Genomic DNA, 16,865 nt, shown 5'->3' on the forward strand with positions numbered 1-16,865 from the left:
GTTCTCATGCAAGGAAGGATGGAGTGTCGAAGGGCATACTACCCACGGTTCTTACTCTGGAGTAAGTTCGTCCTCGACAAGACGGCTCCGACGGCAACAATGCCTCGCGAAATCACGTCCGCATTAGAAAGGCTCGCAGTGGCTGACGTCCTCTCCCAAGTCCTGACTTCCGGTCCCGGTTCGTTCCTGGCCAAGCAACTCGGCGTTCCGCAACCACAACCGCTGCGGCGCTACAAAGCCGGCGAACCCGCCCTGGGCGGTCCTTTGCTGATCGGCGGCGAAGGCCGCATCGCCGAGCCGCTGCGCGCAGCCCTGGCCGACGACTACGACGTCGTCGGCAACAACGTGGGCGGACGTTGGGCCGACTCCTTCGGTGGCCTGTTGTTCGACGCCACCGGCATCACCAAGCCCGAGCAGCTCAAGGCGCTGTACGAGTTCTTCACGCCGGTACTGCGGAACCTGGCCGCCAACAGCCGCGTCGTGGTCGTCGGTACCACCCCCGGTGAAATCTCCGACATCGACGAGCACATCGCGCAGCGCGCGCTGGAGGGCTTCACGCGGTCGCTCGGCAAGGAGCTGCAGCGCGGCGCCACCGTCGGCCTGGTCTACCTGTCCGCCGGCGCCAACACCGGCGCCACCGGACTGGAGTCGACGGTCCGCTTCCTGCTGTCCGGCAAGTCGGCCTATGTCGACGGCCAGGTGTTCCACGTGGGCGCCGCCGATGCGGAGGCCCCAGCGGACTGGGACAAGCCGCTCGCCGGCAAGGTCGCGCTGGTCACCGGCGCCGCCCGCGGCATCGGCGCCGAAATTGCCCGGGTATTCGCCCGGGACGGCGCAGCCGTGGTCGCCATCGACGTCGAGGCCGCCGCTGACGCGCTGGCCGAGACCGCCGGCGCCGTCGGTGGCACCGCACTGACACTGGACGTCACCGCCGATGACGCCGTCGACCAGATCGTGGCGCACCTGAACGATCACCACGGCGGCAAGGCAGACATCTTGGTCAACAACGCCGGTATCACCCGCGACAAGCTGCTGGCCAACATGGACGATGCCCGGTGGAACTCGGTCGTCGCAGTGAATCTGCTTGCGCCGCAACGCCTGGCGCAGGGCCTGGTGTCCAGCGGCACCATCGGATCCGGCGGCCGGGTGATCGGCCTGTCCTCGATGGCCGGTATCGCGGGCAACCGCGGTCAGACCAACTATGCCGCCACCAAGGCCGGCATGATCGGGATGACCGACGCGCTGGCACCGGTTTTCGGCGAGAAGGGCGTCACCATCAACGCCGTCGCACCGGGTTTCATCGAGACCAAGATGACCGACGCCATCCCGCTGGCCACCCGTGAGGTGGGCCGCCGGCTCAACTCGCTGTTCCAGGGCGGATTGCCGGTCGACGTCGCCGAGCTGATCGCATACTTTGCCAGCCCGGCGTCAAACGCGGTGACCGGCAACACGATTCGGGTCTGCGGCCAAGCCCTCCTGGGAGCTTGACAATGACTCAGCCCAACGGCCTGCTGAACATGGCACGTGCGGTGGTCGGTGCGCTGCCGTTCGTGTCACGCGGCAACACGCTGCCGGACCGTACCGTCAAGGTCTCCGGTCTGACGATCGACCCGACCAATGTGGCCGAGTACGCCGCGGTCACCGGACTGCGCTTCGGCGACACGGTGCCTCTCACCTACCCGTTCGCGTTGACCTTCCCGACCATGATGTCGCTGGTCACCGGCTTCGATTTTCCTTTTGCCGCAATGGGTTCGGTGCACACCGAGAACCACATCACCCAGTACCGGCCGATCAAGGTGACCGACGTGCTGGATGTCGCAGTACACGCCGAGAACCTGCGTGAACATCGCAAGGGCCTGTTGGTCGACCTGATCACGGACATCAAGGTCGGCAACGATCTGGTGTGGAGCCAGGTCACCACGTTCCTGCACCAGCAGCGCACCAGCCTGTCCGGCGGCCCCAAGCCTGAGCCGGTCAAGCAACCCAAACTGCCGCCACCCAACGCGGTGCTGAGCATCACGCCCGGTCAGATCCGGCACTACGCCGACGTCGGTGGCGATCACAACCCGATCCACACCAGCTCGATCGGCGCCAAGCTGTTCGGCTTCCCGACCGCGATCGCGCACGGAATGTTCAGCGCGGCAGCCGTTCTGGCCAATATCGAGGGACAGTTGCCGGATGCGGTGAAGTACTCGGTGAAGTTCGGCAAGCCAGTTCTGCTGCCGGCCAAGGTCGGGTTGTACGTCGACCAGACCCCCGAGGGGTGGGGCCTGGCGCTGCGCAACCTGTCCAAGGGCTACCCGCACCTGACGGCCACGGTGTCTTAATCCGCCTCACGAGCGTGATGCCTGTGCACGAGAATCGATGGATTCTTGTGCACAGGCATCACTTTCGTTGAGAGCACTGGGCCTAGGTAGACGCGTCCGGCGGGCCAGAGCGCTTGCCCTTCAGGCCACGCCAGAACAGATTGATCATCAACTCGGCAGCATCGTTGGCCGACGTGTCCCCGGCACTGACCCGCGAGGCGATCGCCTCACCCGCACCTACCAGGGCGACGGCCATCATCTCGAAATCGCTGTCCGGGTCCGGGTTTCGGGTGCCCGTACTGAGCAACCGCGCGACCAGATCGATGATCTTGTCCCGGCCTTCACGGACCGTGTGGGCAAAGGCCTGCGAACTGGTGGCCTGGGTGTACAACACGATCCACGACGCCCGGTGCACGTCGATGTAGTTCATGAACGACAGCACTGCCGTGCGCAGCAGATCCCGCGGCGCCACCGTGAAATCGATGTCGGTACGGACGGTTTCGACAAACCGGTTGAGCTCACGGTCCAGGCAGGCGCCGAACAACTCTTCCTTGGAGCCGTAGTACAGGTACAACATGGGCTTGGAGATCTCGGCCTGCGCCGCGATCGCGTCCATCGACGTCTCGTGATAGCCGTTCACCGAGAACATCTGCACTGCGGCGTCGAGCATCTGCTGTTCGCGGACAGCACGCGGCAGCCGCTTGGTTCCACCCGCCATCAGACCAGGGTAAGCAACAGAGGCTTCACTTCACGCATTTCGGGCTGGCACCCTTCATGGCCGCCACCCGCAGGAACGACTGGTCGACCTGCGCTTGTGCCAGTTCGCCGGACTTCACCGCGTTCTCCAGCTTGTCCAGCACGTCTGAGATGCCGTCGGTGGTCACCCACAGCGCCACATCCGCACCCGCCTGCATCGCCTTGAGCGCGGCATCGGCGACACCGTAATGCGCACTGATCGCGGCCATTCCGGTGAGGTCGTCGGTGAACACCACACCCGCAAAGCCCGGACCGCCATAGCCACCGGAGCGAAGCAGGTCATACGCTGGCTTGCTCAGGCTGGCCGGCAAGTCGCCGACGGTCAGACCCGGTACCTGCAAATGGCCGACCATCACGGCCACCGGTCCCTGAGTGGTCAACGTTCGGTACGGCACCAGATCGTTGGTCAGCAACGCATCCAGCGGCGGGGTCACCACGCCACCGGTGTGCGAATCACCCGAACCGTGGCCGTGTCCGGGGAAGTGCTTGAGCACCGGCAACAGCCCGGCGTCACGCAGGCCCTGTGCGTACGCCCCGGCGTATTCGGTCACCTTGTCCGGCGTGGATCCGAAGGAGCGGTCCCCGATCACCTCGTCGTCGGGCTCGTCGGTGACATCGGCATCGGGCGCGAAGTCGACGGTGATGCCGAGGTCATGCATCTTCTGACCGCGTTCCTTGGCGATGTCGTGGACCTGTTCGGGCGTCTTGGTGTTGGCCAGCACGCGAGGCGAATCCTGTTTGCCGATCTTCTTGGCCAGCCGGGACACCCGGCCACCTTCTTCGTCGGTGCTGACCGACAGCGGCAATGCCCCGGAGGCGGCCTGCAGGGCAGGGAGGTCCGACAAGATCGACTGGTCGGTCCAGCTACCGATGAAGATCCCGCCGACCTGCTGATCGGTGACCGCCGCCTTGGCGTCCGCGGTGTCCTTGACGCCGACCATCAGTAGTTGTGCCAACTTCTGGCGCAGGGTCAGGGCGCTCAGCAGCGATTGCGGGTCACAGGGCGGAGCAGTCGGCGCGGCCGCGTCCATCGGCTTACCCGACGGCGCCGCCTTGGACGAACTCGGCGATGACGCGGCAGCGGGGTGGCTGGACGAGTGCGAACATCCCACCACCAATCCGGACAGCAGTGCCAGGGCGCCAAGAGTTCGGGGCAGAGACATGGGTTCCGAGCCTAGTGGGCGTCTCCGGCTGAGTTGACCGACGGCGCTGCCGGTAAGCAGGTCCGGCCAGCCGGACGTGCTAGTTTGGGCCGCATGGACCGCTTCCTCGTGCCCGCCGGAGCCAGCATCGTGGTCGGCCTGTTGCTGGGAGCGGCCGCGATCTTCGGCACCACGCTGATGCTTCAGCAAGACACCAAGCCGGCGCTGCAATCGGGCGATCCAGCGTCTTCGGTACTCAACCGGGTCGAATACGGCAACCGCAGCTAAGCCGGCCACGCCGCTGTCGCGGCGCTGGTTGTGGGTAGTCAGTGCGGCCGCCCTGGTCCTGACGTTCGCCCAGTCACCGGGCCGGGTCTCGCCCGACACCAAGCTCGATCTGACCGCCAACCCCGCGCGTTTCCTGGCGCGGGCGGCCAATCTGTGGAACAGCGACCTACCGTTCGGGCAGGCGCAGAACCAGGCCTACGGCTACCTGTTTCCGCACGGCGCCTTCTTTCTGGCCGGCGACCTGATCGGTCTGCCCGGCTGGGTGATCCAACGGCTGTGGTGGGCGCTGCTGCTGATCGTCGGGTTCTGGGGGCTGCTGCGGGTGGCCGAGGCGTTGGGCATCGGCAGCACGTCGTCCCGGGTGATCGCCGCGCTGGCCTTCACCCTGTCCCCCCGGGTACTGACGACACTGGGCGCGATTTCATCCGAGACGCTGCCGATGGTGCTGGCGCCGTGGGTGTTGCTGCCGGTGATCCTGGTCCTTCAAGGTGACCCACGGATCCGTCAGCTGGCCGCCCGGTCGGCGGTAGCCGTCGCGCTGATGGGTGCGGTCAACGCGGTGGCCAGCCTGACCGGCTGTCTGGCGGCCATCCTGTGGTGGGCTTCGCACCGACCCAACCGGCGCTGGTGGAAGTTCACCGGCTGGTGGCTCGGCTGCACGCTGCTGGCGATCCTGTGGTGGGTGGTGGCGCTGCTGCTGCTCGGCCGGATCAGCCCGCCGTTCCTGGACTTCATCGAGTCCTCCGGGGTGACCACCCAGTGGCTGTCGCTGACCGAGGTGCTGCGCGGCACCTACGGCTGGACCGCATTCGTCGCGACCAACGCCACCGCGGGATCCTCCCTGGTGACCGGTTCGGTTGCCGTGTTGGCCACCACTCTGGTGGCCGCAGGCGGGCTGGCCGGCCTGTCCATGCGCACCATGCCCGCTCGGGGCCGGCTGATCGGCATGCTGTTGGTCGGGCTGGTGCTACTCACAGTGGCCTACTCCGGCGGGCTGGGCTCGCCGATCGCACACCAGGTACAGACCTTCCTGGACGCTGCGGGCACCCCGCTGCGCAATGTGCACAAGCTCGAGCCGGTGCTGCGCCTGCCACTCACACTGGGCCTGGCTCATCTACTGGGCCGGATTCCGTTGCCCGGCACCGTTCCGCTTCGACAGTGGCTGTCCGCATTCGCGCACCCCGAGCGCGACAAGCGGATCGCGGTGACCATGGTGTTGCTCGCCGCCCTGGCCGCAGGCACCTCGCTGGCGTGGACGGGACGGCTCGCGGCGCCCGGGGCCTACCGTGCCATCCCGGCGTACTGGCATCAGGCGGCCGACTGGCTCGATGAACACGACACCGGGCGGGTGCTGGTGGCCCCGGGGGCCCCGTTCGCCAACCAGGGCTGGGGCAATACCCACGATGAACCTCTGCAGGTGCTCGGCCACAGTGCGTGGGGCGTGCGCGACTCGATTCCGTTGACGCCGCCGCAGACCATCCGCGCGCTGGATTCGGTGCAGCGCCTGTTCGCCACTGGACGGCCATCCGCCGGACTCGCCGATACCCTTGCCCGCCAGGGCATTTCCCATATCGTCCTGCGCAACGACCTGGATCCGGACAACTCACGTTCGGCCCGGCCGTTGCTGGTGCACCGGGCCTTGGAAGGATCCGGGGGGCTCACCCTTGTGGCCGAGTTCGGAGATCCGGTCGGACCGGGCAAGGTGGCCGGATTCATCACCGACAGCGGACTGCGGCCGCGTTACCCGGCCATCCAGATCTATCAGGTCGACGGCGCGGCGACCACTCGCCCGTATCTGACCGACGCCGAGTCGATGGCCCGTGTCGACGGCGGGCCGGAAGCATTGCTGCGCCTCGACGAACGGCGCCGACTGCTCGGCCAAAGCCCGTTGGGCCCAATGATTTTGACCTCCGATGCCCGGCAAGCCGGATTACCCGCACCGCTGGTCACCATCACCGACACCCCCTTGGCCCGCGAAACCGACTACGGCCGGGTCGACGACCACTCCTCGGCCATCCGCGCCCACGGCGACCCCCGGCACACCTTCAACCGGGTGATGGACTACCCCAGCCCGGGCGCGACGACCGTGTACGGCCAATGGCCCGGAGGACGGGTGACCGCGTCCAGCTCATCGTCGGATTCCGTTGCACTGCCCAATGTTTCGACCGCAGCGGGACCGGTGGCCGCGATCGACGGAGACCCGTCCACGGCCTGGGTGTCCAGCTCGCTGCAGGCCGCTGTCGGCCAATGGCTTCAGGTGGACCTGGATCATCCGATCACCAACGCCGTGGTCACCCTGACCCCCAGTGCGACCGCGGTGGGCGCCCAGGTCCGCCGCATCGAACTGGCTACGGCCAACGGCACCAGCACGATTCGCTTCGATCAACCTGGCAAGCCGTTGACCGCGGCCCTGCCCTACGGCGAGACGTCCTGGGTCCGGTTCACCGCCGTCGGCACCGATGACGGATCTCCGGGTGTCCAGTTCGGCATCACCGATTTCTCGATAACCCAGTACGACGCATCAGGTTTCGCGCATCCGGTGAGCCTGCGGCACACCGTCGCGGTGCCCGGACCGCCCGCCGGTTCTGCCGTGGCACAGTGGGATCTGGGCAATGATCAGCTCGGCCGGCCCGGCTGCGCCGAAAGCCCCACCGGCGTGCGGTGTTCGGCGGCCATGGCGCAGTCGCCGGAAGAACCCATCAACATGAGCCGCACCCTGACGGTGCCGGCCCCCACCACGGTCACCCCGACGGTGTGGGTGCAAGCCCGCCAAGGTCCGATGCTCGCCGATCTGATCGTTCAGCCCGGAACCACCCGGGCCACCGGCGATTCCGACGTCATCGATGTGTTGGGCTCGGCCTACGCCGCGACCGACGGCGATCCTCGCACCGCCTGGGTCGCCCCGCAGGGCATCGTTCAGTTCCGCGATGCGGCGAACCTCACCGTGCACCTGCCGACGGCAACCATGGTCGGTGGGCTACGCCTGGCTCCGAGTGCATCGGATCTGCCCGCGCACCCGACGATGGTCGCGGTCGACCTCGGCAACGGCCCAGAGGTTCGTCGACTCACCGGTGACGGCCCGCAGACCTTGACCTTCAAGCCCGCGGTGACCGACACCATCAAGCTGTCCATCCTGGATTGGCGTGACGTGATCGACCGCACCTCACTGGGTTTCGATCAGGTCAAACCTCCCGGGCTGGCCGAGGTCACGGCGCTCGACCCGCACGGGGCGGCGATCGCACCGGCCGATGCCGCGAAGAATCGTCAGCGCACGATCGATCTACCGTGCGGCAAGGGACCGATCATCGCGGTAGCCGGCCAGTTCCTGCAGACCTCGGTACACACCACCGTCGACGCCCTGATGGACAGCGCGCCGATCGCCGCCCAGCCGTGTCAGGCGGCACCGCTGCAGCTGCCCGCGGGCCAACAAGAACTGGTGATCAGCCCCGGCTCGGTGTTCACCCTCTTCGGGGTACAGCTCGCCACCCCGTTGGCGGACCAGATCCACCGCGCCACAACAACTCCCGCGGCACTCGGCGCCTGGACGGCCGATCATCGCGAGGTGCGGCTGCCGCCGTCACCGGTGCAGCGGGTGCTGGTGGTGCCCGAAAGCATCAACCCGGGCTGGTCCGCGCACACCGCCAACGGCACGTCGCTGACCCCGGTCACCGTCAACGGCTGGCAGCAGGGCTGGATCCTGCCCGCGGGCCTATCAGGCACGGTGACAATGCAATTCGCTTCCAACGTGCAATATCGCGTGGGAGTGTTCGGTGGGCTGGCGCTGCTGCCGGTAGTGGCCTTGCTGGCGCTGTGGCCGACCCGACGGCCGTCCTCGGACGCCCCGTCGCGTCCGTGGCAACCGCCGCCAGTGGTCGTTGGCGCTGCGCTGCTCGCGATCGGGACATTGATCGCCGGGGCAGCCGGAGCCGGTGTGATGGCCGCCATGATGGGACTGCGTTACCTGCTGCGCGACCGGCCGAAATTGCTCGACGGCCTGACCATCGGCGCCGCCGCGTCCGGCCTCACCTTGGCCGGCGCGATCCTCAGCGTTTACCCGTGGCGGTCCGTCGACGGCTATATCGGCCACGAGTGGGGAGTTCAGCTGTTGGCGCTGATCTCGGTGGCGGCCGTCGCGGCTTCTGTGTTCACCGGGCCGGGGCCGGCTCCGGAAGATCCGTGATCGAGCTGTCCAAAACGACCGGGGCCCTGCGGGATTCCCAACGGCGTAGCGCCTCGCGACAGGGCGATTCGATCAGCGCATAACTGACCGCGGAGATGGCGAAGCCGAACACCAGCGTCAGCGCCAGCACCGTCGGCATGTGCCCGTTGAAGGGGAATTCGCCGATCACCGGGAACACCATCGCCAGCGCCGCGAGGTGCCAGATGAACAGCCCATAGGACCACCGGCCCAGCGTCACCATGGGCGTGCTGCCCAGCACGCGGTGACTGGTGCCCGGCGCGTCGAGCACCAGTGGCGCCAGCAGTGTCGCCGCGACCACCGCGCCCATCGAGGTCTTGACCACCACCTGGCTGACCGTGCCGGGGGCCAGGCCGATGTTGCCGGCCAGTGGTGTCGCGGCGATGACGAATGCGGCCACGGTGATCGCCGCCATCACCCACCGCCGACGCGCCAGGCGATGCACGGGGCCGACCGGCTCGACGGTCAGCTCGGCCAGCACCATGCCGGCGCCGAACCAGGAGAACAACGCAGGCAGCCAGTTCATCTGATTCACCCCGAACGGCAGGTGCCACGGCAACGCCGGCCAGGCGAAGCTGGCCACCGCCAGGGCCGTGATGACCGGAATCCGGGCACGCACCGGCAACTGCCGCGCCAGCAGCGCCAGGATGGGCAACACCAGATAGAAACTGACCTCCACGGCCAGACTCCACATCTGGGTCAGTCCGGAGGTCAGGGTCAGCGGCACATAGACCTGCGTGAGGGTCAGGTTCGACAGCCACACCGTCAGGTCGGCATCGGCGTCGGGCAGCAGCGTGAGGATCACCACAACTGCGACCACATACGCCGGCATGATCCGGACCAGCCGTGACCGCAGGTAGTGCCCGGTCGGCGGGCGGCGGCGCAGACCGCGCGCCGCTGCCGCATGACCGCGCCAGAGCAGAAAGCCGGACAGCGCGAAGAACACCGCGACAGCCAGGTCGAATCGGGTGAACAGCCGGCCATACCAGCCGCTGCTGTTCCCGGTCTGGAACGCCACGTGGGTCAGCACCACACCCATCGCCGCGCAGGCTCGCATGCCCTCGACCGCGGGCAAAAAGCTGCGGGTGCCGCTGACTCCTGTGTCGTCGGTCCCGCTGTCCACAGCCTCCAGTGTGCCGGGCCCGGCGCAGACTTCCGAATCCGCCGGCCGGCGCCACGGCGTCCGGGCCTCATGGTCTGGGCGCTCGCCTTACCTTCTGCTGTTAGGGTCAAGCGGGTTGCTGTGAGGCTGGTAGAGGAAGTAAGGAGCACGGTTTGAACCGCGCTGTGGGGTTGCGTATTGCGGCCTGCGTTTTGATGGGGCTCGGTGCCGCCCTGCTGATTGCTTCGCTGCTGTTGACGACCTACACCTCCAGCAGGATCGCCAAGGTCCCGCTGGACATCGACACCACGCTGGTCAGCAATGGCACCGGAACGGCACTGGATCCCGCGTCCCTGTTGGGCGAGAAGTTCATCGTCAACAAGAACGTGCCGCTGGCCATGCAGCAGCAGATCAGTGTCGAGTCCCCGGCCAACGCCGATGTGGTGACCCTTCAGGTCGGCAGCACCGTGCGACGTACCGACAAGCAGCAGGACAACGGTCTGCTGCTGGCGCTCGTCGACACCGTCACCATGAATCGGCGTACCGCGATGGCGGTGTCCTCGGACAACAACCCCGGCGGTTCGGTGCAGAAGCCCCGCACCATGGAAGACCAGAGCGTGCCGACCCCGATCCCGCTGGCGCACCAGGGTCTGACCTACCGCTTCCCGTTCGACACCGAGAAGAAGACGTACCCGTTCTTCGATCCGATCGCCCAGAAGACCTATGACGCCAACTTCCAGGGCGAAGAGGACGTCAACGGGCTCAGTGCCTACAAGTTCACCCAGAACGTCGGCTATGACGCCGACGGCAAGTTGGTCGAACCGGTCAAGTACGCCTCCCTGTTCGAGAAGGGCGAGGACAGCCAGGTGACCGCCCGGGCGTCACTGTGGGGGCTGCCGGGTGATCCCGATGAGCCGATCACCATGCAGCGCTACTACGCCGCGCAGCGCACCTTCTGGGTCGATCCGGTGTCCGGCACCATCCTGAAGCAGAAGGACCACGGCTTCCACTACTACTCGCGTGACGCCCTCAAGCCCGAGGTGACGTTCGCCGACTACACCGTCACCTCGACCGAGTCCACGGTCGAGTCGCAGGTGTCGGCCGCCCACGCCGAACGCGACAAGCTGGCGCTGTGGGACCGCATCCTGCCGATCACCTTCGTCGCGCTGGGCCTGGTGACGTTGGTCGGCGGCGTGGCACTGGCCTGGTACGGCCTGAGCTCGCAGGCCGCGTTGATCGATCCGTCCCTGGAAGAGTCGGGACGCGGATTCTTCGGCCGACGGCCCACCGATACCGGGCCGATGCCGGCTGCTGAGGCCGCCACCGAGAAGCTGACCATCCAGCGGCCCAGCGATCTGCCGCCGGACCGGCCGGTCTGATCGAGCTCCGTCCCTTCAGGTTCCGTCACTGGGCGGTGCCGGCGTACGCGCTGGTACTGACGCTTGCGGTAACGGCGCCGTTGTTGGCGCCCGGCTATCTGCTGTTGCGCGACGCGGTGTCCACCCCGCGGTCGTATCTGTCCGACGCGGCGCTGGGGTTGTCCGAGGCGGCGCCGCGGGCACTTCCGCAGGACTTCTTGGTCGCGGTGCTGTCGCATGTGGTCGACGGCGGCGTAGTGGTCAAAGCGCTGACGATCGGCGGGCTGTGGCTCGCCGGTTGGGGCGCGGCGCGGTTGGCCGCGGCGGCACTGGACGCGGGCCTTGGCGGGCAATTGGTGGCGTGCACGGTGGCCGCGTGGAATCCGTACGTCGCCGAGCGCCTGCTGCAGGGGCATTGGAGCCTGCTGGTCGGTTACGGCTGTCTGCCCTGGGTCGCCCTCTCGGCGCTGCGTGCCGGCAATTTCGGCGCACTTCGTCTCGGCGCGCGCTGCGGCGCGCTCCCGAATCTGGTGTTCTGGATCGCGCTGGCCGGGCTGACGCCGACCGGACTACTGCTCGCCTTGGTCGTAGCGTTGGTGTGCTGCCGGTCCTCGCGCGTGCTGGCGGTGGCCCTTGCGGCGGCTGCCGGATCGGCGCTGCCGTGGTTGGTGGCGACCGTGGTGGCACGCTCGGTGTTGCCGGTGGCCAGCGCGGGCGTTCCGGCGTTCGCGGCGCGCGCGGAGCCGGGCCTGGGAACGTTGGGCAGCCTGGCCGGACTCGGCGGCATCTGGAACGGCGATACCGTACCGGCCTCTCGGACCACACTTTTCGCCGTGGTCGGGACGGTGGCGCTACTGGCCGTGGTCGGCACGGGTGCGCGGCGGGCCTGGGACGCCGCCGACGCCCGGCCGCTGCTGGTACTGGCCGTCGTCGCGGTGGTCACGCCCGCACTGCTGGCGACGGCGCCGGGGTTGGCGTTTCTGGACTGGCTGATCCGGCTGGCTCCGGGTACCGGCGTGCTGCGCGATGGCCAGAAGTGGGTGGCCCTGGCCATGCCGGGCTACGCACTGGCGGCAGCGTCAGCGGTTCCGGCGTTGCAACGTTGGCTGCCTTCGGTTTACGCCGCACTCGGATGCTGCCTGGTGGTGCTGATCGCGCTACCGGACCTGGTGTGGGGGGTCGGCGGTCAGCTGCGGTCGGTGCAGTATCCGGCCGGCTGGTCCGCGGTCGCGGCTCAGGTCAACGCCGATCCGCGGCCGGTGGCCGTACTGCCACCCGATGTGATCCGCCAATTTCCTTGGGCCGGAACGGCACCCGTGCTCGATCCACTCCCCCGCTGGGTGTCCGCCGACGTGCTCGCCACCGGCGATCTGGTGATCAACGGGCGGACGGTGCCCGGCGAGGGAGCTCGGGCCCGGGCCGTGCAGGAAATGCTGATCCGCGGCGCGGACGCTGAACGGTTGGCCAGGGCGGGAGTGGGCTGGGTGGTGGTCGAAGGCCATGCGCCGGCTTTGCAATTGCCAACCGTCTACCAGGACAAGGATATTGCGTTGTATCGGGTGGGCGGCTCAGCCCCGGCGGCCGCCGGCCGTGGTTTGTTGATAGCCGCGCACCTGGTGTGGTTGGGGCTGCTGGTCGGCGGACTGGCGGGCATGACGTGGGCTCGGGTTTCCCGCCACCCCGGCCCGGAACCGCGCTGAGGCGGCAACTCACCTCCCCGACGCGGCAGGGGTCAGACGATCCCGCTGACGAATTCCCCGTCCCGCACCGCCGAAGCGACGGACAGCATGGCCGAAGCACTTTGCGGCCAGGAGAATTCAGCCGATCGCAGCTGCGCCTTGACGCCCAGTTGCTCACGCAACACCGGATCGGTCAGCAGCATCTGCAAAGCCGCGACCAAACCGCGGTGGTCATCGACCAGCAGCCCGGTGACACCGTCGACCACCGAATCGGTCAGTCCGCCCGACGACCGGTAACCGACTGTCGGCACCCCGTGCTGGGCGGCCTCGATCACCGCCAGCGCCCAGCCCTCCTTGCGGGACGGCAGGGCATGCACCCACGCCTGTTGCAGCAGTTCATGTTTGACCGATTCGGACACGTGGCCGTGGAAGGTCACAGCGGAGCCGATACCTAGTTGATCGGCGTGGGCGACCAGGCGGTCGGACCACCAACCGCCGCCGACCACGTCCAGACGCAGGTCCGGCATCGACGGCAGCAGCCCGGCGACCGCGTCCAGCACGTCCTCGATCTGCTTGTGCGGCACCAGTCGGGACAACACCACCACCCGCGGCCCAGCCGAACGCTCCAACGCCAGCGAACCCGTGGGCGCGGCGTCAACGCCGTTGCGCACCACCGCAATCCGGGACGCTTCGACACCCAGGTCCACCAAATCACGCGCCGAGGGCAGCGACACCGTCACGTACTGATTGTGCCGATGCAGCCGCGGCGACAATCGGGATTCGACGAACCAGCCGAATCTGCTCATCAATCGGCCGGCCACGGGCCACTGGTCACGATGACAGTGGTGCACCAGGATCATCGAGCGCCGACCGTAGGCCAGCCGGGCCAGGAACGGGATGCCGTTCTGGGAGTCGATCACCACGTCGGGGCGCGCTCCGCGCAGCGGGCCCAGGCCCATACGGGCCAGCACCATGGCCAAACCGGCCCAGATGTACACCGAGTGCCGGCCACCACCGCGGCTGATCTGCACCCCGTCGACCACTTCACGACGCACCGAACCGCGATAGCGCGCGGTGCGCAAGGTGACCGCCACACCCGAGGAGGCCAGGACGGCACCGATGCGCTGCAGATACGTCTCGCTGCCGCCGCCCTGCGGATGGCCGGTGTCGCGCCAACAGAGGAGCAGAACAGACCGGATCTCGGCACGAGGTCCGGTCAGCTGATCGGGGCGGTCAGGCATCCCATGAAGGGTACCGGCCAGTACGGTTGCCGGATGCACAGCGCTGTGGTCCGACGGGCCACCTCGGCCCGGACGGCTCGACGGGCTACCCTGGCTCGCTCGGTGCGGCTGCTGCGCGAGTTCAGATACGAACAACCCGACCCCGCCCGGTTCTACGGCGCGCTGGCCACCGACACCGTCGAGCTGGTCGAGGCGCTCTGGCGCGACACCCACGGCACGTCATCGGCGAACGCGACCGTGCTGGACGTCGGCGGCGGCCCCGGCTATTTCGCCACCGAGTTCGCGGCCCACGGCATGCATTACATCGGCGTGGAACCGGACCCCCGCGAGATGCACGCGGGTCCGGCCGGCCGCGGCGGCTCAGGCGCATTCGTGCGGGCTTCCGGCATGGCCCTGCCGATCGCCGACACCAGCGTCGACATCTGCCTGTCCTCCAATGTCGCCGAACATGTCCGCGACCCCTGGCTGATGGGCGAAGAGATGTTGCGGGTCACCCGGCCGGGCGGGCTGGTGATCCTGTCGTACACCGTGTGGCTGGGCCCGTTCGGCGGGCACGAGATGGGGTTGACGCACTACCTCGGCGGCCGGCGCGCAGCCCAGATGTACACCCGAAAGCACGGCCACAGACCCAAGAACGACTACGGCTCGTCATTGTTCGCCGTGTCCGCCGCCGCGGGGCTGAACTGGGCCCGCAGCACGGGGAGATTGCTGGCCGCATTCCCTCGCTACCACCCGCGATGGGCCTGGTGGGTACTACGCATACCAGGGTTGCGGGAGTTCCTGACGAGTAACTTGGTGGTTGTTCTCCAGCGGTGAACTGCAACAGGTTCTCGTTTTTGCAGAATCTGGGTAGTGTGACGTGCATGACATGCGCACGCGAGGAACAGACGCATGACGAGAGCACGCGAGGAGCACACGCATGACCCAGAGCACTGCCTTCAGAACCGAGTGGGACCAGCTTTTCATCGGCGGTAAGTGGGCGGCCCCGGCAACCGGTGAGGTCATCGAGGTGCACTCGCCGGCCACCGGTGAACTCGTCGGCAAGGTGCCGCTGGCCAGCAAGGCCGACGTCGACGCCGCCTGCGCAGCCGCCCGCAAGGCCTTCGACGAGGGCCCGTGGCCCAAGATGTCGCCCGCTGACCGCGCCGCCGTGCTCGCCGAGGCATCCAAGCTGATGACCGAGCGCGCCGACGAATTCAAGTACCTGCTGGCCGCCGAGACCGGCCAGCCGATGATGATCGTCGACATGATGCAGTACGGCGCTGCGATGTCGTCGTTCAACTACTTCGCCGGCGCCGCTGACAAGTTCCAGTGGAGCGACATCCGCGACGGCATCTACGGCCAGAGCCTGGTGACCCGCGAGCCGATCGGCGTGGTCGCCGCCGTCGCCGCCTGGAACGTGCCGTTCTTCCTGGCCGCCAACAAGCTGGGTCCGGCGCTGCTGGCCGGCTGCACCATCGTGCTCAAGCCTGCCGCTGAAACCCCGCTGTCGGTGTTCGCCATGGCGCAGGCGTTCGCCGACGCCGGCCTGCCCGAGGGAGTGCTGTCGATCGTGCCGGGTGGCCCCGAGACCGGCCGGGCGTTGACCGCCAACCCCGAGATCGACAAGTTCACCTTCACCGGCAGCTCGGCGGTCGGCAAGGAGATCGGCAAGGTCGCCGCCGACCGGCTCAAGCCCTGCACGCTGGAGCTGGGCGGTAAGTCCGCGGCGATCATCCTCGAGGACGCCGACCTGGATTCCACGCTGCCGATGCTGCTGTTCTCCGGGCTGATGAACGCCGGCCAGGCCTGTGTGGGCCAGACCCGCATCCTGGCTCCACGGTCGCGTTACGAGGAGGTCGTGGAGAAGGTGGCCGCCGGTGCCGCAGCCATGCAGTGTGGCCTGCCCGACAATCCGGGCGCCATGATCGGCCCGCTGATCAGCGAGAAGCAGCGCGAGCGCGTAGAGGGCTACATCAAGAAGGGTGTCGAGGAAGGTGCTCGGATCGCCGCCGGCGGCGGCCGTCCCGAGGGTCTGGACTCCGGCTGGTTCGTGCAGCCCACGGTGTTCGCCGACGTCGACAACTCGATGACCATCGCGCAGGAGGAGATCTTCGGCCCGGTGCTGTCGATCATCCCGTTCGACACCGAAGAGGACGCGATCCGCATCGCCAACGACTCGGTGTACGGCCTGGCCGGCAGCGTCTACACCACTGATATCCCGAAGGCGATGAAGATCGCCTCGCAGATCCGCACCGGCACCTACGCGGTCAACATGTACGCATTCGACCCGGGCGCCCCGTTCGGCGGTTACAAGAACTCGGGCATCGGCCGGGAGAACGGGCCGGAGGGTATCGAGGCCTACTGTCAGCAAAAGAGCGTCCTCATGCCTTTCGGCTACACCCCCGAGTAACCCCTGCTTCACCGAATGGCCACCTGCGTCCACGCAGGTGGCCATTTGCCTTTCAAATCAATGGTTTTCGTTTCCGTGTGCACCGAAGGAGAACGCTGGTAGCCTCGCGCCCGTCCGAAGGTCGTTGGCAAATATTCTGGGAGGTAACCCATGGCCGTATCAGTGGATCTGGAGAAGTCGCTCGACAAGGCGTTCGAGGAAAAGTCGCTCAAGGACATCCTGGACGCGTCGCCCGCGGCACTGGCGGGCCTGACCGACAAGCACGCCGAGATCTTGGCCGAGTCGTTCCACGTCAAGACGATCCGGGATCTGGGGTCGAACAAGTTCTTCAAGCTGGCTGCCGCATTGGTCGCGCTGGAGAACGCCGGCTAGTTCACGCTCGCCACGGGGGCCCTGGGTGCGT

Annotated in this window: 13 protein-coding genes; 9 read left to right on the forward strand and 4 right to left on the reverse strand. The window is 67.5% G+C overall.

The window, feature by feature from the left end:
• Nucleotides 1-99 precede the first annotated feature (99 nt).
• Together ABIA30_RS21640 and ABIA30_RS21645 are read left to right on the forward strand one after the other, a co-directional pair.
• Nucleotides 100-1,488: a 3-oxoacyl-ACP reductase gene (locus tag ABIA30_RS21640; RefSeq protein ID WP_370069184.1), complete on the forward strand. Its 1,389-nt coding sequence runs from the start codon at nt 100-102 to the stop codon at nt 1,486-1,488.
• Nucleotides 1,489-1,490: 2 nt separating this feature from the next.
• Nucleotides 1,491-2,327, forward strand: a complete 837-nt coding sequence (locus tag ABIA30_RS21645) for a MaoC/PaaZ C-terminal domain-containing protein (protein ID WP_370069186.1) — start codon at nt 1,491-1,493, stop codon at nt 2,325-2,327.
• 82 nt (nt 2,328-2,409) lie between these two features.
• Here ABIA30_RS21645 and ABIA30_RS21650 read toward each other — a convergent pair whose 3' ends face one another.
• On the reverse strand, nt 2,410-3,024 hold the full coding sequence (locus ABIA30_RS21650; RefSeq protein ID WP_370069188.1) for a TetR/AcrR family transcriptional regulator: 615 nt from the start codon (nt 3,022-3,024) through the stop codon (nt 2,410-2,412).
• Between the two features lie 25 nt (nt 3,025-3,049).
• Complete coding sequence (locus ABIA30_RS21655) at nt 3,050-4,225, reverse strand: glycoside hydrolase family 3 N-terminal domain-containing protein (protein ID WP_370069190.1); 1,176 nt, start codon at nt 4,223-4,225, stop codon at nt 3,050-3,052.
• Between the two features lie 93 nt (nt 4,226-4,318).
• On the opposite strand from ABIA30_RS21655, the gene ABIA30_RS21660 reads away from it, so the two are divergent.
• Nucleotides 4,319-4,492: a DUF2613 domain-containing protein gene (locus tag ABIA30_RS21660; protein ID WP_370069192.1), complete on the forward strand. Its 174-nt coding sequence runs from the start codon at nt 4,319-4,321 to the stop codon at nt 4,490-4,492.
• Nucleotides 4,493-4,505: 13 nt separating this feature from the next.
• The gene (locus ABIA30_RS21665; RefSeq protein ID WP_370069413.1) at nt 4,506-8,672 is read left to right on the forward strand and encodes an alpha-(1->3)-arabinofuranosyltransferase family protein; all 4,167 of its coding nucleotides are present in this window, start codon (nt 4,506-4,508) and stop codon (nt 8,670-8,672) included.
• On the opposite strand, the gene ABIA30_RS21670 is transcribed toward ABIA30_RS21665, so the two are convergent.
• On the reverse strand, nt 8,638-9,747 hold the full coding sequence (locus ABIA30_RS21670; RefSeq protein ID WP_370069415.1) for an acyltransferase family protein: 1,110 nt from the start codon (nt 9,745-9,747) through the stop codon (nt 8,638-8,640). The genes ABIA30_RS21665 and ABIA30_RS21670 overlap by 35 nt on opposite strands.
• A gap of 218 nt (nt 9,748-9,965) precedes the next feature.
• Between ABIA30_RS21670 and ABIA30_RS21675 the strand changes: the two genes are divergently transcribed.
• Both ABIA30_RS21675 and ABIA30_RS21680 read left to right on the forward strand, forming a co-directional pair.
• Nucleotides 9,966-11,171: a DUF3068 domain-containing protein gene (locus ABIA30_RS21675; RefSeq protein ID WP_370069194.1), complete on the forward strand. Its 1,206-nt coding sequence runs from the start codon at nt 9,966-9,968 to the stop codon at nt 11,169-11,171.
• Between the two features lie 35 nt (nt 11,172-11,206).
• Nucleotides 11,207-12,850 (forward strand): hypothetical protein, encoded by a 1,644-nt coding sequence (locus tag ABIA30_RS21680; protein ID WP_370069196.1) that lies wholly within the window; start codon nt 11,207-11,209, stop codon nt 12,848-12,850.
• A 32-nt stretch (nt 12,851-12,882) separates the two neighbouring features.
• Here the strand turns inward: ABIA30_RS21680 and ABIA30_RS21685 are convergent, their stop codons facing one another.
• Nucleotides 12,883-14,070, reverse strand: coding sequence for a glycosyltransferase family 4 protein (locus ABIA30_RS21685; RefSeq protein ID WP_370069198.1), 1,188 nt, complete (start codon nt 14,068-14,070; stop codon nt 12,883-12,885).
• 33 nt (nt 14,071-14,103) lie between these two features.
• On the opposite strand from ABIA30_RS21685, the gene ABIA30_RS21690 reads away from it, so the two are divergent.
• From ABIA30_RS21690 to ABIA30_RS21700, 3 genes are all read left to right on the forward strand, one after another.
• Nucleotides 14,104-14,886: a class I SAM-dependent methyltransferase gene (locus ABIA30_RS21690; protein WP_370069200.1), complete on the forward strand. Its 783-nt coding sequence runs from the start codon at nt 14,104-14,106 to the stop codon at nt 14,884-14,886.
• A gap of 103 nt (nt 14,887-14,989) precedes the next feature.
• On the forward strand, nt 14,990-16,462 hold the full coding sequence (locus ABIA30_RS21695) for an aldehyde dehydrogenase (protein ID WP_370069202.1): 1,473 nt from the start codon (nt 14,990-14,992) through the stop codon (nt 16,460-16,462).
• A gap of 150 nt (nt 16,463-16,612) precedes the next feature.
• Complete coding sequence (locus tag ABIA30_RS21700) at nt 16,613-16,834, forward strand: hypothetical protein (protein ID WP_370069204.1); 222 nt, start codon at nt 16,613-16,615, stop codon at nt 16,832-16,834.
• Nucleotides 16,835-16,865: the final 31 nt, after the last annotated feature.

Source organism: Mycobacterium sp. MAA66 (assembly GCF_041261665.1).
In the GTDB taxonomy this organism is placed as follows: domain Bacteria; phylum Actinomycetota; class Actinomycetes; order Mycobacteriales; family Mycobacteriaceae; genus Mycobacterium.

Excerpts from the sequence above, each read along its gene's own strand:
- ABIA30_RS21670 (WP_370069415.1), bottom strand. The coding sequence starts at position 9,747 with ATGCGAGCCTGCGCGGCGATGGGTGTGGTGCTGACCCACGTGGCGTTC.
- ABIA30_RS21695 (WP_370069202.1), top strand. The coding sequence starts at position 14,990 with ATGACCCAGAGCACTGCCTTCAGAACCGAGTGGGACCAGCTTTTCATC.
- ABIA30_RS21645 (WP_370069186.1), top strand. The coding sequence starts at position 1,491 with ATGACTCAGCCCAACGGCCTGCTGAACATGGCACGTGCGGTGGTCGGT.
- ABIA30_RS21690 (WP_370069200.1), top strand. The coding sequence starts at position 14,104 with ATGCACAGCGCTGTGGTCCGACGGGCCACCTCGGCCCGGACGGCTCGA.
- ABIA30_RS21700 (WP_370069204.1), top strand. The coding sequence starts at position 16,613 with ATGGCCGTATCAGTGGATCTGGAGAAGTCGCTCGACAAGGCGTTCGAG.
- ABIA30_RS21685 (WP_370069198.1), bottom strand. The coding sequence starts at position 14,070 with ATGCCTGACCGCCCCGATCAGCTGACCGGACCTCGTGCCGAGATCCGG.
- ABIA30_RS21660 (WP_370069192.1), top strand. The coding sequence starts at position 4,319 with ATGGACCGCTTCCTCGTGCCCGCCGGAGCCAGCATCGTGGTCGGCCTG.
- ABIA30_RS21655 (WP_370069190.1), bottom strand. The coding sequence starts at position 4,225 with ATGTCTCTGCCCCGAACTCTTGGCGCCCTGGCACTGCTGTCCGGATTG.
- ABIA30_RS21650 (WP_370069188.1), bottom strand. The coding sequence starts at position 3,024 with ATGGCGGGTGGAACCAAGCGGCTGCCGCGTGCTGTCCGCGAACAGCAG.
- ABIA30_RS21640 (WP_370069184.1), top strand. The coding sequence starts at position 100 with ATGCCTCGCGAAATCACGTCCGCATTAGAAAGGCTCGCAGTGGCTGAC.